This window comes from Arthrobacter sp. C152 (assembly GCF_054890965.1).
This window is the reverse complement of sequence record NZ_JBTZSU010000002.1, coordinates 41648-59643: the sequence shown is the minus strand read 5'-3', so window position 1 is coordinate 59643 and position 17996 is coordinate 41648. Positions and strand designations below refer to the sequence as shown.

15 protein-coding genes are annotated in these 17996 nt (G+C 67.9%); 11 read left to right on the top strand and 4 right to left on the bottom strand.

The genetic code is table 11. The features are described from left to right. The first annotated feature begins 11 nt into the window (after nucleotides 1-11). Nucleotides 12-2291, top strand: a complete 2280-nt coding sequence (locus ACYSM9_RS01680; protein ID WP_461855256.1) for a family 78 glycoside hydrolase catalytic domain — start codon at nucleotides 12-14, stop codon at nucleotides 2289-2291. A gap of 4 nt (nucleotides 2292-2295) precedes the next feature. Next, entirely contained in the window at nucleotides 2296-3792 is a 1497-nt protein-coding gene (locus ACYSM9_RS01675; RefSeq protein ID WP_461855255.1) for a glycoside hydrolase family 43 protein, read from the top strand. A gap of 14 nt (nucleotides 3793-3806) precedes the next feature. On the opposite strand, the gene ACYSM9_RS01670 is transcribed toward ACYSM9_RS01675, so the two are convergent. Beyond that, the gene (locus tag ACYSM9_RS01670) at nucleotides 3807-4196 is read right to left on the bottom strand and encodes a hypothetical protein (protein WP_461855254.1); all 390 of its coding nucleotides are present in this window, start codon (nucleotides 4194-4196) and stop codon (nucleotides 3807-3809) included. A gap of 120 nt (nucleotides 4197-4316) precedes the next feature. On the opposite strand from ACYSM9_RS01670, the gene ACYSM9_RS01665 reads away from it, so the two are divergent. Then, on the top strand, nucleotides 4317-4781 hold the full coding sequence (locus ACYSM9_RS01665) for a phage tail protein (RefSeq protein WP_461855253.1): 465 nt from the start codon (nucleotides 4317-4319) through the stop codon (nucleotides 4779-4781). Nucleotides 4782-4811: 30 nt separating this feature from the next. On the opposite strand, the gene ACYSM9_RS01660 is transcribed toward ACYSM9_RS01665, so the two are convergent. Both ACYSM9_RS01660 and ACYSM9_RS01655 read right to left on the bottom strand, forming a co-directional pair. Continuing rightward, nucleotides 4812-5021 carry a hypothetical protein gene (locus ACYSM9_RS01660; RefSeq protein ID WP_461855252.1) on the bottom strand — a complete coding sequence of 70 codons (210 nt, stop codon included), beginning with the start codon at nucleotides 5019-5021 and terminating at the stop codon, nucleotides 4812-4814. A 227-nt stretch (nucleotides 5022-5248) separates the two neighbouring features. Then, nucleotides 5249-6283, bottom strand: coding sequence for a LacI family DNA-binding transcriptional regulator (locus ACYSM9_RS01655; RefSeq protein WP_461855251.1), 1035 nt, complete (start codon nucleotides 6281-6283; stop codon nucleotides 5249-5251). 233 nt (nucleotides 6284-6516) lie between these two features. Here ACYSM9_RS01655 and ACYSM9_RS01650 point away from each other — a divergent pair, with 233 nt between their 5' ends. The 5 genes from ACYSM9_RS01650 (at nucleotide 6517) to ACYSM9_RS01630 (ending at nucleotide 12241) form a co-directional block, all read left to right on the top strand. Next, the gene (locus ACYSM9_RS01650; RefSeq protein WP_461855250.1) at nucleotides 6517-7869 is read left to right on the top strand and encodes an NAD(P)H-dependent oxidoreductase; all 1353 of its coding nucleotides are present in this window, start codon (nucleotides 6517-6519) and stop codon (nucleotides 7867-7869) included. 95 nt (nucleotides 7870-7964) lie between these two features. After that, nucleotides 7965-8996 (top strand): DctP family TRAP transporter solute-binding subunit, encoded by a 1032-nt coding sequence (locus ACYSM9_RS01645; protein WP_461855249.1) that lies wholly within the window; start codon nucleotides 7965-7967, stop codon nucleotides 8994-8996. A gap of 91 nt (nucleotides 8997-9087) precedes the next feature. Then, entirely contained in the window at nucleotides 9088-11007 is a 1920-nt protein-coding gene (locus tag ACYSM9_RS01640; protein ID WP_461855248.1) for a TRAP transporter large permease, read from the top strand. Nucleotides 11008-11010: 3 nt separating this feature from the next. Continuing rightward, nucleotides 11011-11913, top strand: coding sequence for an NAD(P)-dependent oxidoreductase (locus ACYSM9_RS01635; RefSeq protein WP_461855247.1), 903 nt, complete (start codon nucleotides 11011-11013; stop codon nucleotides 11911-11913). Nucleotides 11914-11929: 16 nt separating this feature from the next. Beyond that, the gene (locus tag ACYSM9_RS01630; protein ID WP_461855246.1) at nucleotides 11930-12241 is read left to right on the top strand and encodes a putative quinol monooxygenase; all 312 of its coding nucleotides are present in this window, start codon (nucleotides 11930-11932) and stop codon (nucleotides 12239-12241) included. Between the two features lie 53 nt (nucleotides 12242-12294). Here ACYSM9_RS01630 and ACYSM9_RS01625 read toward each other — a convergent pair whose 3' ends face one another. Continuing rightward, nucleotides 12295-13149 carry an IclR family transcriptional regulator gene (locus ACYSM9_RS01625; protein WP_461855245.1) on the bottom strand — a complete coding sequence of 285 codons (855 nt, stop codon included), beginning with the start codon at nucleotides 13147-13149 and terminating at the stop codon, nucleotides 12295-12297. Nucleotides 13150-13300: 151 nt separating this feature from the next. Between ACYSM9_RS01625 and ACYSM9_RS01620 the strand changes: the two genes are divergently transcribed. Genes ACYSM9_RS01620 through ACYSM9_RS01610 form a run of 3 tightly spaced genes read left to right on the top strand, consistent with a single transcriptional unit; the run spans nucleotide 13301 to nucleotide 17990 of the window. Beyond that, nucleotides 13301-16036 carry an alpha-L-rhamnosidase gene (locus tag ACYSM9_RS01620; protein ID WP_461855244.1) on the top strand — a complete coding sequence of 912 codons (2736 nt, stop codon included), beginning with the start codon at nucleotides 13301-13303 and terminating at the stop codon, nucleotides 16034-16036. After that, on the top strand, nucleotides 16033-17025 hold the full coding sequence (locus ACYSM9_RS01615) for an alpha/beta hydrolase fold domain-containing protein (RefSeq protein ID WP_461855243.1): 993 nt from the start codon (nucleotides 16033-16035) through the stop codon (nucleotides 17023-17025). The genes ACYSM9_RS01620 and ACYSM9_RS01615 overlap by 4 nt, the downstream gene beginning before the upstream one ends. Next, a complete protein-coding gene (locus ACYSM9_RS01610) occupies nucleotides 17022-17990 on the top strand; it encodes an alpha/beta hydrolase (RefSeq protein ID WP_461855242.1) in 969 nt (322 codons plus the stop codon). Before ACYSM9_RS01615 ends, ACYSM9_RS01610 begins: the two co-directional genes overlap by 4 nt. Nucleotides 17991-17996 lie beyond the last annotated feature (6 nt).

Here is a 17996-nt window from a genome sequence, read left to right as displayed (position 1 = left end):
ACCATCTCCGCATGACACCCACCCCCTGGCACGCCGCCATGATCACGCCCGAACAGGACTTCGACGGCGCGCCTCGCCTCCGCAAGGAATTCGCCCTTGAGGAGGGGCACGGTGACGTGGTGCAGGCGACGCTCCGTGCCACCGCCTTCGGCATCTACGAGGCCTTCATCAACGGCACTCCGGTGGGCCCGGACGTCCTGAGCCCCGGCTGGAGCTCCTACGAGTGGCGGCTCCGCTGCCGGAGCTACGACGTCAAGTCCCTGGTGACGCCCACGAGTGTCCTCGGGGTGGAACTGGGCAACGGCTGGTACCGCGGACGGCTGGCCTGGCACGGGCTGTCCAACCTGTACGGCAGCGAGCTGGGCTTTTTCGGGCAGCTGGACATCGAATTCGCCGACGGCCACGTGCAGTCCGTCGCATCGGACACCACGTGGCAGGCCGGCCCGTCCGCCACCACCTTCAACGACCTGTACGACGGCCAGACCATCGACGCGCGCCGCAACCAACCAGGCTGGGCGGCGCCCGGCTTCGTGCCCGGCACAGACTGGGCCGGTGTCCGGGAACTGGCGTTCGACGGCGGCCGGCTGGCTGAGCCGGTGGGCCCGCCCGTGGTGCGTGCCGGCGTCGTCCGTCCCGTGGAAGTCTTAACCTCATCCGCCGGGAGGACCCTGGTGGACTTCGGCCAGAACCTGGTGGGGTGGCTGCGGTTCAGCGTGCGGGGGGAGGCAGGGCAGGCCATCACCGTGCGGCATGCCGAGGTGCTGGAGGACGGGGAACTGGGCGTCCGTCCGCTGCGGTCGGCCAAGGCAACGGACACATTTGTCCTCTCCGGCGGCCTGGATACATTCGAGCCCACCAAGACCTTCCACGGTTTCCGCTACGCCGAGGTCACCGGCTGGCCCGGGACCCTGGCGCCGGACGACCTGGAGGCCGTGGTGGTCCACTCCGACCTGGAGCGCATTGGGACTTTCGAGTGCTCCAACGAGCTCGTCAACCAGCTGCACCGCAACATCGTCTGGGGGCTGCGCGGCAACTTCCTGGACCTGCCCACCGACTGCCCGCAGCGTGACGAACGCCTCGGCTGGACGGGCGACATCGCCGTCTTCGCCCCCACCGCCGCCTACCTATACGACGTCAGGGGCTTCCTGCAGGACTGGCTGCTGGACCTCGCCGCCGAGCAGAAGGCGCAGGACGGGCTGGTGCCCATTGTGGTCCCGGACGTCCTGAAGTACTGCCCGCAGCCGCCGCAATTCCCCGCGCCGGAGTCCTCCGCGCTGTGGAGCGAGGCGTCCGTATGGGTGCCGTGGGCGCTGTGGGAGGCGTATGGGGACCTGGGCGTGCTGGATGCACAGTACGACTCGATGGCCGCGCACACCCGCCGGGTGGAGGGCCTGCTGTCACCGGCCGGGCTGTGGGACTCCGGCTTCCAGTTCGGCGACTGGCTGGACCCGGATGCCGCGCCGGACCAGCCGTGGGCAGCGAAGGCGGACACCGCCGTCGTGGCCACCGCGTGCATGTACCGCACCGCGCGGCTCACCGCGCAGGCCGCCGGGCTGCTGGGAAGGCACGACGACGAGGCACACTTTGAAGCGCTCGCCGCCCGGGTACGGGCAGCCTTCGCTGAACACTACGTGGCGCCCGGCGGCACCATCCGCAGCGACTGCACCACCGTGTACGCGCTCGCCATCGCCTTCGACGTGCTGGCCACCCCGGAGCTGCGGGAATTCGCCGGCAACCGCCTTGCCGAACTGGTCCGGGGCAACGGCTACCGGGTGTCCACCGGGTTCGCCGGGACCCCGTTCATCACCCACGCCCTCACGGACACCGGGCACGTGGACGAGGCCTACCGGCTGCTGCTGGAGGAGGGCTGCCCGTCGTGGCTGTACCCGGTGACGATGGGTGCCACCACCGTCTGGGAACGCTGGGACTCCATGCTCCCGGACGGCACCATCAACCCGGGCGAGATGACGAGCTTCAACCACTACGCCCTCGGCGCGGTGGCGGACTGGATGCACAAGGCCATCGGCGGCATCCGTCCCCTCGCGCCCGGCTACGCGCGCGTGCTGATCCAGCCGCGGCCGGGGGAGGGGATCGACTGGGCCAGGACGTCGTTGAAGACCCCGCACGGAGAGGTCCGCGTCGAGTGGACGCACGACGGCGGGGAGTTCCGGCTCGAGGCGACCGTCCCCGGCGGGGTGGCGGCCGACGTCGTGCTTCCGGACGGTGCGCGGCACAGCGTGGGCGGCGGGACGCACTTCTTTGGCGCCCTAACCGGCGTGCTCGTGAAGTAGCCCGATGGCCGCCAACCCCATCCTTCCGGGCTTCAATCCGGATCCCAGCATCGTCCGCGCACCCGGCGGCTATTACGTTGCCACCTCGTCCTTCGAATACCTGCCCGGCCTGCCCATTTATCACAGCGATGACCTGGAGAGCTGGTGCCTCATTGGCCACGTGGCCACCCGGGAGGAGCAGGTCCAGCTTGCCGATGTGCCCACGCCCGGTGGGGTGTGGGCGCCGACCCTTCGGTACCACGACGGGATCTTCTATCTCATCGTCACCGTCTTCCTGGGCGGCCGGGGGTGCGTCGTCTTCACGGCAGAGGATGCCGCAGGGCCGTGGAGCGACGGGATTGTCATCGATGCCGTGGACGGCATCGACCCGGATCTTGCCTGGGATGGGGATGGAACCGCCTACGTGACGTTTGCCCGGCACCCGGACGGGATCCAGCAGGTCCGGGTGGACCTCGCCACCGGCCGGGCATTGGAAACCCCGCGCCCGTTGTGGTCCGGAAGCGGGCTCTACTCGCCGGAAGGACCACACCTCTACAAACGCGGCGACTGGTGGTACCTGATGGCAGCCGAGGGCGGGACGGACCGCGGACACGCCGTTACCGTGGCGCGTTCGCGGCGCCCGGACGGGCCCTTCGACACGGCGCCGCACAATCCGGTCCTCACCGCGGCGGGGACCGGTTCCCCCGTCCAGAACACAGGGCACGCAGACCTGGTGGACCTTCCCGACGGCAGGACGGCCATGGTCCTGCTGGGCGTCCGTCCGCTGGGCCTCACCCAGGCCTTCTCACCTCTTGGCCGTGAGACGTTCCTGGCCGCGGTGGACTGGATTGACGGGTGGCCCCACGCCCGGCTGCCGCTGGTTACCGGGAGTCCCTCCGAACGGGCCGGGTACGACTTCGGCAACGGCGCAGGGCTGGAAGGTGCCGCCTGGATCGGTGTGCGCAGGATGCCCGCGGAGATTGCAGCGCCGACGCCGGCCGGCCTGGTGCTCAAGGGCGACGGGAGCACGCTGGGATCGCCCCGGGCAACGTTCCTTGGACAGCGGCAGCGCCACCTGGGGATGGAATGCCGCGCGGTGCTCGATGTCAGTTCCGGCGCAGGCGGACTCGGCGTCCGCAACGCCGAGGACAACTGGTTCGGTGTGGAAGCCGCGCAAGTGGGGGACACCATCAGGGTGGCGGCGCACGCCGTCGTCGCCGGCTTCGACCGCACCTGGGAAGCGCAGCTTCCCTGTGGCCACGTGGAGCTGGCAATCGTGACCACCCCGCCCCCGCGGGACTTCAGCGCTGGTGCCGTCGGCGGTGACCGGATCAGGCTCCTCGCCAAAGCTGCAGGGCAGGACGCCGATGGCGGGGACGTGCTGCTGGCCGAACTCGACGGGAGGCACTGGGCTTTCGAAACCGCCCAGGCATTCACCGGCCGCGCTTTTGGTGTCTTCGCCGTCGACGGGGAGGTGTTGATCCGGCAGCTGACGTACCGCGGCACTGACCCTCAGGCGTAGGGCGCGCTGGCTGCTTATGCCGTGAGGAAGCGGGCGAACCCGGCGTGGACCTCGTGGACGGTGACGGCGCCGGTCCCGAGGAGCCGTGCCTTGGCCCGGAGCCGGGCCAGGAGGTCCTCGGTGGGGTGTCCGAAGACCTCGATGGACTTCATCGTGATGAGCGGGGCTACTGGAGGGAACTTGGCGCCTGCCACCGTCAGGTGCAGCTCCAGCGAGGCAAGGCCGGTGTGGAGGTGCAGGACCTTCATGGTGGATCCGTCCTCCGAGAAATAGACGCAGTACGAGAGGATCTGCGGCTCGTTCTGCTCCACAAACGCGGCAAGCCCGGCCATCGCCTCCTTGAGTTCATCCAGCTTGCCCGGGCGGACCTCCGAGGTGTCCAGGTAGGCGATGAAGTTGCCCACTCCAATCTCCTTGTCATTTTTGTGGGGTTAACAGCCGGGCCCGGACGGGAACCGGGTGCACGGCCCGGGCCGGATCTGCAAGGATGTGCGCAAGGACCATCCCTTTTACCTGGAGGACTTATGCCGTACACCGTGGATTTCAAGAACGTGTCCACCACCGGCCTGGAATCGTCGCCGGTGGCGGACGCGCTCGCCGGGCTTCGGGCCAACGAAGCGCGCTACTACAAGAACAAGTACGACCATGATTTCACCGTCACGCCAGCGGAGGAAGCCCCTGGCGTGCTCGACTACGTCAACACCATCCTCTCCGCGGAGCGGGAACTGGTGATCTCCTCAAAGCCCCTTGAGGTGTCCTCCTTTGAGGTGGACGGGCTGCGGATGGCGTATGTGTTTTACGAGTCCGGGCTGGCGATCAACGTGATGTACGGGCTGGAGGACGGAGCGAAGCGGGCCGTCGGGTTCAAGCTTTCCGACGGCATGGAGGTCCCGGAGGAGCTTGCCTCACGCTTCAAGTTCGCCCGCCAGAAGTCCAAGCTCGCGGGTACGATCCGCGGCTCGTACTTCGTGATCAAGGGTCAATACTGAACCGGCCAGTACTGACCCGCGGCATCGCTCTTACGTCTGCTCGGGAATCCAGAAGGGCGCGCTCACCCCGGCCCCGGTGAGGTTGTCGCAGCGGACCAACTGGGTGCCGATGCGCTCGAGCGGACAATCGACGTACGTGGTGGGGGCATCGGAGGTTACGTCCGACGATTCCGCCGGCGTTCCGTCCGGAACAAGCGTGGCCAGGGCGGCAGCAAGAACCGCGAAACTGCGATCGAACATGGGTGTCTCCTGCTACGGACATGGATGACAGGAAACGCCCCGGGCGGGGCGTTTTATCAGCTGCCCAGCGAGCCGTGAATGCGCTGCACCGGCGCCCATTTGCGCCTGCAGGGTCAGGGTACGCGTTCCGTAAAACCCGCTGAAAGGGTGCCGCCTACCCCATTTTCGCCCGGTGTGGAACCGCCGCGGGGTAGGTACCCGTTTGGGGGGTACCTACCGCACACCCATCAGCGCGGGACCGCGGAAACCAGCGGTGCGCAGCTGTTGCGGGGCAGGTAATCGGCTCTAACTTCGATCCGTCGTGCGCCGTCGGGAAGCTTGCCCTGCATCCGCCCGAGGACCAGTTCAAGGGCGTGGACGGCGAGCATGTCCAGGGGTTGCCGGATCACGTTCAGCGGGGGCGTGGTCAGCTCCGTCCAGGGGTTGTCATCGAAGACGATGAGGGAAAGTTCTTCCGGGATGCGTGTGCCCATTTGGACCAGCCGGCGGACTGAGCTTTGGACCTGGGCGGTGTTGGCGACGATGAGGGCCGTGGGCGGCTGGTGCATCGACAACAATGATCCGACGGCGTCCCCGCCTGCGTCTCCGCGGAAGGGAACATCACGGATGAGCAGCGGGTCCACGGGCAGGGACGCGGCGTGGTGGGCTGCCTTGTAGCCGTTGACGCGGGCGCTGCCGGTGGACGTGGTGAGGGGGCCGGTGACCAGCCCTATGCGGGTGTGGCCGAGGCTGATGAGGTGGTCGGTGGAGCGCCGGGCCGAGTCGAAGTTTTCAATACTGACAACGTCGACGTCTTCCAGTTCTTCTATGGTGCGGTCGATGAAGACGACGTTGACGCCAAGGTCGCGCAGGCGCCGCCATTTTTCGATGTTGCCGCCCGTGGGGGTGGCTATGACGCCGCTGACGGAACGGTCCAGCAGCGTGTCCAGGGAGTCCGCCTCCAGGTGCGGATCTTCCTGGGTGGTCATCAGTACGACCTGCACTCCATGGCTGCGCGCCTCCCAGACGATCCTGTCCGCGAGCCGGGCGAAGAAGGGATTCGAGAGGTCCGTGACCACGAGGCCGATGGTGAGGGCATGCCCGGCGCTGAGCTCGCGTGCGGCCGCCCGGGGCCGGTAGCCCAGGTCCTCAATGACCCTCAGGACCTCCTGCCGCTTGGCGGGCGCGACAGGTCCGGAATCCGGATTCAAGACCCGCGAGACCACGGAAACGGACACTCCCGCCGCCGCTGCTACATCGCGAATAGTAGGCGCTTTGCGCACCGCTCCTCCTTGAGGCACGTGACCTGTCGTCGTTTTTCTGCTGCCCCCGGCCCTGCCGCTTCTGTTACGCCCAGGGCCTGGAGTGACCGTTGACACAGCTTATCACCGGCTGGTACAAAAGTGGAACCGGTTCCACTCCGGACAGTTTTCAGGAAAAAGACGACAAAGAAGTTGCGCCATCCGATCACCCGGACGGGCATTTCTTTGCCCCGGCACCCATCAGAGAGATTCCCGTGAACCTTCATAAACTCCTCAGCGACCGCGAGCAGCAATCCCGCCCCATCCGCGTTGGCCTGATCGGCGCAGGACGCTACGGAACGATGTACCTGGCGCAGGCGAACAACATTCCCGGCATCCATGTCGTCGCCATCGCGGACATCAACATCAAGCGCGCGGAGGGCGCCTTCGCCCTTGTGGACTGGCCCGCCGCGCAGGTGGCCCCGGACATCGCGACGGCACTGAGGGAACGCTCCACGGCCATCGTTGCCAACGCCGACCAGTTGTTCGACGTCGACATCGACGTCATTGTCGAAGCCACGGGCAATCCGATCGTCGGCATCAAGCACGCCTTGAAGGCGATCGAAACCAGGAAGCACATCATCATGGTCACCGTCGAAGCGGATGCCCTGGCCGGCCCTGCACTGGCCAGGCGGGCAGAAGAAGCAGGCGTCGTGTACTCCATGGCCTACGGGGACCAGCCGGCGCTCATCATGGAACTCGTCGACTGGGCCCGTACCAGCGGCTTTGACGTCGTCTGCGCGGGAAAGGGCGCGAAGTACCTGGAGCACTACCACGAGATGAACCCGGACAACGTCTGGGAAAACTGGGAGTTCTCCAAGGAGCTAACCGACTCGGGGCAGCTCAACCCCTACATGCACACCTCGTTCCGCGACGGCACCAAGGCCGCCATCGAAATGGCGGCGGTAGCCAACGGCGCTGGGCTCGCCCCCTCCGATTCCGGGCTCAGCTTCACGCCCGGCAACGTCGAGGAAATCGCAACGATCTGCCGCCCGGCCGCCGTCGGTGGCGCCCTGGCCCATGAAGGAAGCGTCGACGTCATGTCCAGCGTCAACCGCGATGGCAGCTGGATCAGCCACAACACCCAGGAAGGCGTCTTCGTTGTGGTGAAGGCGACCAATGGTTACGTGTCCGGCTGCTTCAATGAATACCCCTGGCACCCCGACCCCACCGGCCAGTACGCCGCCCTGTACCGCCCCTACCACTATGTCGGACTGGAGCTCAACGTCTCGATCGCCAACGCAGCCCTCCGCGGCATCCCCACCGGAGGGCCGGTAGGCTTCTTCGGCGACGTCGTGGCCACGGCCAAGAAGGACCTCAAAGCCGGAGAATTCCTCGACGGCGAAGGCGGCTTCACGGTCTGGGGCAAGCTGGTTTCCGCCAAGCACTCGGTGGCCACCGGCGCCCTCCCCGTCGCCCTGGCCCACCACGTGGAGCTGCGTAACGATGTCGCCAAGGGAGCGATCGTTGGCTGGGACGATGTCATCATTGATGACTCCTTGTCCCAGGCCCTGGAACTGCGCAGGGAAACCGAAGCGCTCATCACAACAGCCGCCGCCGTCGCCTGAGCCCGTTGTGCAGGCCGGCAAACCAATCCCGCAGCAGCCTGCGACCACCGCGTCTGCCCGCAGCACCGCATCCTTCCAATGAAGAAAGGCATCGAATGAAACTCACCACCCGCGCCATCACCGGGGTGCTGGCAACCAGCCTGGCCGCGACCCTGCTGGCCGGCTGCGCAGGCGCCCAGCAGGCCGGCCAGACCGGACCTGTCGCCAAAATCCAGCTCTCCATACCCGACCCACTGACTTCCTCGGTCGGTGTGACCGCCCAGCATTTCGCCGACCAGGTCAAGAAGACCTCCAACGGCTCAGTCCAGGTGACCGTCGTTCCCAACGGCACGAGCTTCAGCGGGGACCAGAACGCCGCAGTGACACGGTTGCAGGGCGGATCGCTCGACGGCCTCATCCTCTCAACCTCCGTCTACGCCTCGGTAGTCCCGGAGATGAACGGCATCAGCATCCCCTACCTCTTCTCTGACACGAAAGAGGAAGCGGCATTCCTCGCCGGAGAACCCGGAAAGGTCCTCAAGGACAAACTGGCGGCCAAGGACACGGTGGCACTGTCCTTCCTGACCCGCACCGGCCGGGAAATCACGAACTCCGTCCGCCCCATCGAGCAGCCGTCCGACCTGAAGGGCCTGAAGATCCGGGTGCCGGGCAATACCCTGTGGACTGATTTCTTCGGCAAGCTGGGGGCCAGCCCCACCACCATGGCCTTCTCGGAAGTCTTCACCGGCCTGCAGACCGGAACCATCGACGGCCAGGAAAACCCCATCGAGGTGCCCTGGACGAACAAGTTCTCCGAGGTGCAGAAGTACGTCTCGATGACCAACCACATCAACGATGCCTGGGTCCTGGCACTGTCTTCGAAGAAGTGGGACTCCCTGACCGACGACCAGAAGAAGGCCCTCACCGCCGCTTCCGAAGAAACGGCAACCTTCAAAACCGGTTATGACGAGGAACAGTCAAAGAAGCAACTGGATGAGCTGACAGCCAAGGGCATGAAAGCCAACGAACTCAGCGCGGAGGGACTGGCCGGGTTCAAGGCCGCCTCCGAAAGCCTCTACCCGGAGTTCTCCAAGCTCATCGGCAAGGAATTCTTCGACCAGGCCATCGCCTTCGCCGGCAAGAAGTAGCGCTGCCGGGTGGGAGCAACCGGCTCCCACCCGCACCAACACTCCACTCCCCACCGAGATCCCGCTATCAATGTCGACAGTCTGGAAAACCATGAAACCCACCGTTGCTCCCCAGGACTACGAGGAAGTCCTTCCCCTCGAAGCGGAGGAAATGCTTCACCACGATCACGTGCCAACCCGCTGGAGCGGTGCGGCATGGCTCGACAAGACGCTCGAATGGATTGTGGGAGCAGCGATCCTCGCGGAGCTCGTGGTGATCCTCCTGAACATCACGGTCCGCGTCATTACGGGTGATTCGGTGCTGTGGACCCAGGAAGTGTCCGAGATTGCCCTGCTGACCATCGCCTTCATCGGTGGCGCCATTGCCTACCCCAAGGGTGCCCACATGTCCGTCCAGGCGCTCATCATGCGCCTGCCCGCAACCTGGAAGCCCTACCTCGCGGCCCTTGTTGACTGGCTCGTCTTTGTCATGAGCGCAGGAGCGCTTGCCCTGTTCGTGCCCACCCTCGTACAGCAGCTCGAGGAAAAGACCCCCATCCTTCAGCTGCCCGTGTTCTGGGTCAACACGCCCTTCTCGCTGGGCATGGTCCTCATCGCCTGGTTTGCCCTGGTCAAACTCCGCCGGCAGCCTTGGCGTCCCGCCGTCGTTGGTGCCGGAATCGCGGCCGCGCTCGTCGCCGTCGTCCTCGTCTCACCGCCGCTGTTCTACTACGCCTCCCCGAACCTCCTGCTCGTGGTGGTCCTCGTGGCCCTGTTTGGCCTGCTGTTCCTGGGACTCCCCATTGCGTTCGTGCTGGCCCTCGCTTCGGGGATCTACCTGTACCTGGGCGGCATCTCCGATGTCAGTGCCATCCCCATCGGCATGGCGTCAGGCGCCAAGGGCTTCGTGCTGCTTGCCATTCCGTTCTTCATCCTCGCCGGCACGGTCATGAACTCCGCGGGCCTGACCCTGCCGCTGGCCAAGCTCGTCGACGCCCTCATCGGCCATCTCCGCGGCGGCCTGCTGCAGGTGGTGGTGGTCACCATGTACATCTTCTCCGGCATCTCCGGCTCGAAAGTCGCCGACGTCGCAGCCGTTGGCACCACCATGCGCGGCATGCTCGAAGAGCGTAAATACCCGCGGGGCGAAGTGGTGGCGGTCCTGTCGGCGTCGGCCATCATGGGCGAGACCATTCCGCCCAGCATCGTTCTGCTCATCCTGGGCTCCATCACCACCATCTCCACCACCACCCTGTTCCTGGCAGGCTTCGTGCCTGCCGCGTTCCTCGCCCTGGTGGTCATGGCCCTGGTGTTCCTGAGGGCGCGCAAGCAGGGAGGCGTGCCCAGCGCCAAGGCCACGTGGCGGGCTCGGGGTTCCGCCACCTTCTTCGCGCTGCCCACGCTCCTCCTGCCAGTGGGCATGGTCGTGGGGATCCTGAGCGGATTCGCCACCCCCACCGAGGTGTCCTCCGTCGCCGTCGCCTACGCGTTCGTCCTCGCGGCAGCATACCGGCGCGGCAGCAAGCGCCTGCTTGGCGACACCCTGCGTGAAACCACGACGACGGCGGGCATGGTGCTGTTCATCATCGCGGCGGCCTCGCCCCTGGCCCAGACCCTTGCCCTCGCCGGTGTTTCGCAGCAGATCCACGACCTGATGTCCGGCCTGGGAGACTCTCCTGTCCTGTTCATGCTCTTCACCATCGTGCTGCTGGTCATCATGGGCCAGCTTCTCGAAGGCCTGCCCGCGGTGCTCATCTTCGCCCCGCTCCTGTTGCCGATCGCCACTGATTTCGGCGTCAACCCGGTGCAGTACGCCATGGTCCTCATCATCTCCATGGGCATCGGCTCCTTCGCCCCGCCCGCGGGCGTAGGCTTCTACGTCGCCTGCGCCACCGCCCGCGAAACCGTTGAAAACAGCCTTAAGCACTTCTGGCCCTACCTGGTCGCCGTGTTCGTCGGCCTCCTCGTCCTCGCCGCCGTGCCCTGGTTCAGCACCTTCCTCCCCGCCGTCGCCGGCCTGATCCCCTTCTGAACCATGACGCCAACCAGACACCCCTCACCGCTTGATCCCCGGGTCTCCGTCTCGCTGCTTGGCACGGGCCCCATGGGAGCCCCCATAGCCAGGAACCTCATCGACGGCGGCGTGTCCCTGACACTGTGGAACCGCACTGCCGAAAAAGCGGAAGCCATCGCCGGGGGAACGGTGGTCCTGCGCCCCGCCGATGCCGCAGCGCACGTCGTCCTCACCGTGCTGCCTGACCTGCCCCAAGTCCAAGCCCTACTGGAGGGTGACGACGGGCTGCTCGCAGGATGGGCGCAGGCAGGCATCACCGAACCCGTCCTGGTGGTCCACGGCACCGTGTCATCCACGGCGCTGGCCGCTTTCGCCGCCCGCTGCAAGTCCCGTTACGGCGTAATCGTGATCGATGCACCGCTGAGCGGCGGGACCATCGGGGCCGAACGGGGGCAGCTAAGCATCATGACCGGCGGTGCCCGCGGTACGGCCGAGTGGCTCACTCCGCTGATGAAGCTTTACGGCTCCACCATCATGTGGTTCGGCGAAGCCGGAGCCGGTTCCACCGTGAAGGCCTGCAACCAGATCGTGGTGGCGGCGACGGTCACCGCCCTGTCAGAGTCGATGGCGCTGGCGAAAGCCTCCGGCCTGGACCTGGAGCAGGTCCAGGCAATCCTCAAAGGCGGACTGGCGAACTCCGAAGTCCTCCAACAGAAGGGCAACCGCTGGATTACCGGGGACTTTGAGGGCGGCGGCTCCGCCAAAAACCAGCTCAAGGACCTGCGGTTCATCTCCCAGGCGGCCGCACACGCCGGGCTTACGCTGCCCGTCAGCAATGCCCTCGAAACCGCATTCCACGCTATGGTCGACGAAGGCCTCGGAGACCTTGACCACACTGGCATCTACCTGGGCATCACCCGTTAGCAGCAAAGGAACCACCATGACAATCGTCGTCACAGCAGTCTTCACCCCCAAGCCAGGCACGCGGGACCAGGTGGTCGAAGCCCTGGAGCCCGCCATCGCGGAGGTCCACAAGGAACCCGGATGCCTCCTGTACGCAATCCATGACTCGCCCAACGGACAGATCGTCATGATCGAAAAATGGGAGAGCGCGGAGTTGCTCGACGCCCACGGCGAGGGTGAGGCGGTCAGGAAGCTGAACGCCTCACTCGACGGACTGCTGAGCCAGCCCGTCGAGGTCACCCGGCTGACCCCCATCCCCGCCGGAACCGCACACCAGGGCGCCCTGTAACGCCACCCCGGCAGCGCGCGGGGGCCCTCCGGGAGGCGGCGCCCCGCAGAAGCTCAACCCTGCGAGTGCGTGCGGATCCCGGCACTGGCCTGGGCCTGGTGTCCCAGGTTGCGGGACACCGCCCGCGCAGCGGCGCGGACCGCCGGGGCCAGCACGTTCGGGGGAGTGGAACCATCCGGGACCACGATGGACAGGGATGCCACCACGGCGCCCTGCGCGTCAAAGATGGGCGATGCCACGGACACCGTCCGCGACGGCAGGCTGCGGCGGATGATGGCGATTCCCGTCCGCCGCACGTCGGACAGGGTCCGGCGCAGCTGCCCTTCGGGCATCTCGGACACCCCCGGTTCGTTCTCGGGCGGCCGCTTCAGGATGGTCTCCTGGAACTGCTGGTCCGCGCCGGCCAGCAGCACCAGCCCGATCGCCGTGGACCGCAGCGGGGCGCGGCCGCCCACCCGGTAGGCGACCTCCGTGGCGTCCTTGCCGGACAACCGTTCGATCAGCACCGCCTCCTCGTTGTCCCGCACCGCCAGCAGGACGTGGTGCCGCGTGACCTCGAACAGGTCCTCCAGATAGGGCAGCGCGATCTCCCGCACCCCGTGCCCGCGCGGTGACAGGGAGGCCACCTCCCACAGCCGGACGCCTACGACGTACCGGCCATCGTCGAGCCGCTCCAAAGCGCCCCAGGCCACCAGCCGGGCGATCAGCCGCAACGCCGTGGGCGCGGGCATGTCCGCGTACCGTGCCAGCTCGGACAAGGTCAGCGCCCGGCGCCGGTCCGAAAAAACGGCGAGCAGGCTCAGGGCGCGGTCGATGACCGGTTCACCCTGCTTGGGCCGCTTTCCGCGGGCCGGCGCGGACTTCGTGTCCGGGGTATCCCAAATGTCAGTGTCCGGGGTGGCAGTCATGGCAGTGGGTCCTAGCGCCGTCGGGAAGTGCATGGCTCGCAGTGAGCTGAACCACAATACTATTCCAACCATTGAAATGCCCAGGTTGCCGGCAGGCCAGGAAACGTGATGCTGGAACTTCCAGCAACCGCACCTCCAGGAGTCCCCGCGCATGACCGCCCCCACCCGGCTTCGGGCCGAGCACCTGCCTCACGCCATGGGCCTGACCATCCGGGAGCCCCGGCTCAGCTGGACGCCGCCGGCCGGAACCACCCGCCAGACCGCCTACCGCGTTACGGCGGGCAACGGCTGGGACACCGGGAGAGTGGAATCCGCGGCGTCCAGCGGCATCCCGTACGCCGGCCCCGCACTGGATTCCCGCAGCAGCTTCGAGTGGCGCGTCCGCACCTGGAACACCGCCGCGGACGGCACCGAAACGGCCAGCGGATGGTCCGGGCCCATGCCCGTGGAGCTGGGCCTCCTCCACGCCTCGGACTGGACGGCGCAGTGGATAGGACCCCGCGAACCCGAAATTCCCGCCCCGGGCCAACGGCCAGGCTACGCCCTCACGAAGACCTTCACGCTGGCATCGGCCCCGCACCAGGCCCGCGCCTACGCCACCGCCCACGGTATCTACGAGCTCTTCATCAACGGCCGCCGCGTGGGCGACCAGCAGCTCACGCCCGGCTCCACCAGCTACAACACCACCCTCCAGGTGCAGGCCTACGACGTCACCGGCCTGCTCCGTGAAGGCGCCAACACCATCCGCGCCGTCCTCACGGACGGGTGGTACCGCGGCAGCTTCGGATACACCCGCGACGCCGACCTCTACGGAACGCAGACAGCCTTCCTTGCCCAGCTCGAGGCGGAGTCCGGCGCGGGCAGGCAGGTTATCGGCACGGATGCGTCGTGGCTGGTGTCCGCCACGGAGATCGTTGGGGCGGACCTCATGGCGGGCCAGCGGGTGGATTTCCGGACGCCCGACGGCGGCGGGGCACCTTCCGCAGGCTGCGCACCGAAGGCCCGTCCCGCCGTCGTCCGTCCCGCCGTCGTCCGTCCCGGCAGCTTCGCCCAGCTCACCGGGCCCCTCGCCCCGCCCACCCGCATCACGCAGGAACTCGTGCCGGTGTCCATCACCCGCCTGCCCAACGGCCACCAGGTGGTGGATTTCGGCCAGAACCTCCACGGCTGGGTCCGGCTCACCACACTGGGCGCCCCGGGGGAAACCGTCACCCTGGAATACGGCGAGGCGCTCGGGAAGGACGGCGACGTTGACCGGAGCCACCTCCGCCCGCACGACTTCCGCACCCCGGGCGCCTTCCTCGACGCCGGACAGGTGGACAGCGTAATTTCCTCCGGCGCGGCCGGTGAGGTCTTCGAGCCACGGCACACCACGCACGGGTTCCGGTACGTCTCCATCCACGGGCTGAAGCAGGACCTGCGGCCGGCGGACATCAAAGCCTGCCTGGTCCGGACCGACCTGGAACGCATCGGCACCTTCCGCTGCAGCGATGACCGGCTGAACCGGCTGCACGGGATCGTGGAGTGGAGCTTCCTGGGCAACTCCTGCGAGGTCCCCACCGACTGCCCGCAGCGCGAAAAGGCCGGCTGGACCGGGGACTGGCAACTGTTCGCCCCCACAGCCGCGTACCTGTATGACGTCACCGGTTTCACCCGGAAATGGCTGCGGGAAGTCCGCGCCGACCAGTGGGACAACGGCGTGATCGCCAACATCTCGCCCTCGCCCGGACCGTCGGTGACATCCGCCGACTTCATGGCATTCACCAACGGATCCGCCGGCTGGGGCGACGCGATCGTCATGGTGCCCTGGGAGGCCTACCTGGCCACCGGGGACGCCTCAATCCTTGCCGAAAACTGGGGCGCAATGAACCGGTGGCTGGGCTTTGTCCGGGACGCGGCCGAAACGCGGCGGCATGCGGCCCGCGCAGCGCAGGCACCCGTCCCGGCGCCGCACGAGCAGTACCTCTGGGACACCGGTTTCCACTTCGGGGAGTGGATGGAACCGGGCGGGCCGGAGCCGGACCTGTTCGCCGCCCGCAGCGCCGACCACGGGATCGTGGCCACCGCCTACTACCGGCACACCACGGAGCTGATGGCGCGGATCGCGGCTGTGCTGGGGAGGCCTGAGGAGGCGGCCGGGCTGGCGGAATTCTCAACGCACATCCGGAACGCCTGGCAAACGGAATACCTTGATGCATCCGGCCGGGTAACCCAGGCGAGCCAGGCCAACTGCGTCCGCGCCCTGGCCTTCGAGTTGGCCGGCCAGGAACACCGAGCAACCATCACTGCCCAGTTGGTCGAGCTGATCCGGGACGCCGGAACGCACCTGGGTACCGGCTTCCTGGCCACGCCCTACCTGCTCCCGGTCCTGGCCGGAAACGGCGAACTGGACCTGGCCTATGATCTCCTGATGCAGGATACCGAACCGTCGTGGCTGGCCATGGTGGACCGCGGTGCCACCACCGTGTGGGAGCTGTGGGACGGCATCGACTCCGGCGGCAGCGCCCACCAGTCGCTCAACCACTACAGCAAGGGAGCCGTGGTGTCCTTCCTGCACCGGTACACGGCCGGACTCCGGCAGGCTCCCGGCAGCGCGGGCTGGGAACGGGTCATCATCGAGCCGCGTCCCGGCGGAGGCCTCACGTCCGCGTCGACGTCGCACCAGGGCCCGCGGGGCCTGATCGAGGTGGCCTGGACTGCGGTACCAGGAGGCGCCGCAACGGACGACGGCGTGCTGACGCTCACTGCCAGCGTGCCCCCCGGAACCACCGCCGAGGTGCGCCTGCCCGGCACGCCGGCCGCCGTCGTCGGCCCCGGACACCATACTTTCCGCGCCGCACCCGGCGGGGCCAGGACACAACCCGAGCTGATGAGGAGCACACTATGACAGTGGACGACGCTACCGACGTACTTGACCCGTCCCTTCCGGACCCTGCCCGGCCGGGAGGACGGACCGTTCCGCCGTTCCCCGTCTTCGATGCCCCCGGCACGCCGGAACAGGTCTCGGACGCTTCCGCCGTGCACCGCGAACTCACTTACGCCCGCGCCATCGGTTTCCGGCCGCTGAAGATGGACATCTGGCTGCCGCGCCAGGTCTCCGGGCCGGCGCCGCTGGTGCTGTGGGTGCACGGCGGTGCGTTCCAGCTGGGCGACCGGCGGGAACTGCCGCCCACGTTCGCTCCCGATTCCGTGTTCCGGCTGCTCAACGAGGCCGGCATCGCCTGCGCCACCGCGGACTACCGGCACGCGCTGGAGGCCCCGTTCCCGGCCCAGCTGCACGACCTCAAGGCCGCCGTCCGCTACCTGCGGGAATTCGCCGCCGAACTCAACATCGATCCGGACCGGTTCGGCGCCTGGGGCGAGTCCGCCGGCGGCCACCTCGTGGCGCTGCTGGGACTCACCGGGGACCGGGCCGACCTTGAGGGTGGCCTTGGTGTGCAGGGGCACCCCAGCAGCGTCAGCGCCGTCGTCGACTTTTACGGGGTCTCCTCGCTGGCGGACATCCCGCCCATGCAACGCCCCGCCGGGTTGTTTCCCGCCGCACTCACCGCGGCCGTGCCGCCCGGGATGTCCCTGCAGCCCGAACACATGCTCGTGGGCGGATCCGGCGACCCCGCGCTGCTCGCCGCGGCCAGCCCCGTCAGCTACGTGGCTCCCGGAGCGGCGCCGTTCCTGCTGGTGCACGGCGACCGCGACGGCCTGGTGCCGCATTCCCAGAGCGAACTGCTCGCCGCCGCGCTGGCGGCGGCCGGCGTGGAGCACCAGCTGGTGACCATCCGCGGCGGGGACCACTGCTTCTTCGGCGCCGAAGACCAGATGGATACCATCCTGGCCGGCGCCGTCGGCTACTTCTCCCGAAAGCTTGGCCAACCATGACCCCCGCCAACGGCCAGTCCGCCACGGCACCGGACGCCTCGCCCGGCGCCAACACGGGACTGGCACCGGACGCAGGGTTCGCTGAGTACCTTGCCAGGCCGGAGGGGCCGACGTTCCTCAACCCTGACGCCGACCGCGCGCCCGGACCGGACGTGCCGGTCCGCCCGGCCACCGCCGAGGGGCGGCACGGGCCGGTCCGCGTCAGGATCTATGGCGAACCGGCGGCAGCGGGCAGTCCCGGGCTGGTCTGGCTGCACGGCGGCGGGTTCGTCAGCGGCAGCCTGGATATTCCGGAATCCGATTACCTGGCCCGGGTGCTCGCCGCGGCGGGAACGCCGGTGCTGTCCGTCGACTACCGCCTGGCCCGCGACGGCGTCTGCTTCCCGGTGCCGCACGACGATGCCCTGGCCGGCTGGTTCTGGGCCCGGGCCAACGCGGAAGCGCTGGGGCTTGATCCCGCCCGGCTGTGCCTGGGCGGGGCGGGCGCCGGCGGCAACCTTGCCGTGGGAGCGGCGCTCTACCTGGTGGATTCCGGCAAACCGCTGCCGGCCAAGCTGCTCCTGGCGTACCCGTTCCTGCACGCCGAACTCCCACCGCCGGCCGCCGGCCTGGATGAGGAGGTGATGGCCAGGCTGCCACGGCACCTGCGGTTCACACCGGAGGACTGCATCCGGACCGCGGAGAACTACGTGGGCGGTCCGGTGGGCATGGCGCCGTCGTACGCCATGCCGGGGTACGCGGACCCTGCCGGGCTTCCGCCCACGGCGCTGCTCGCCTGCGAGTACGACGACGCCCGCGGCTCCACCGAGCAGTTCGCTGCGGCTTTGGAGCGGGCCGGGGTGCCGGTCACGTACTTCCTCGCCGAGGGCGCCGTGCGCGGCCACCTGAACCACACGGCCGGGCTCCCGGAGGGTCAGGCGGCCCTGGACTTCCTGGCCGGGGAACTGGCCGCCGTGCGGCCATAGCGGCAA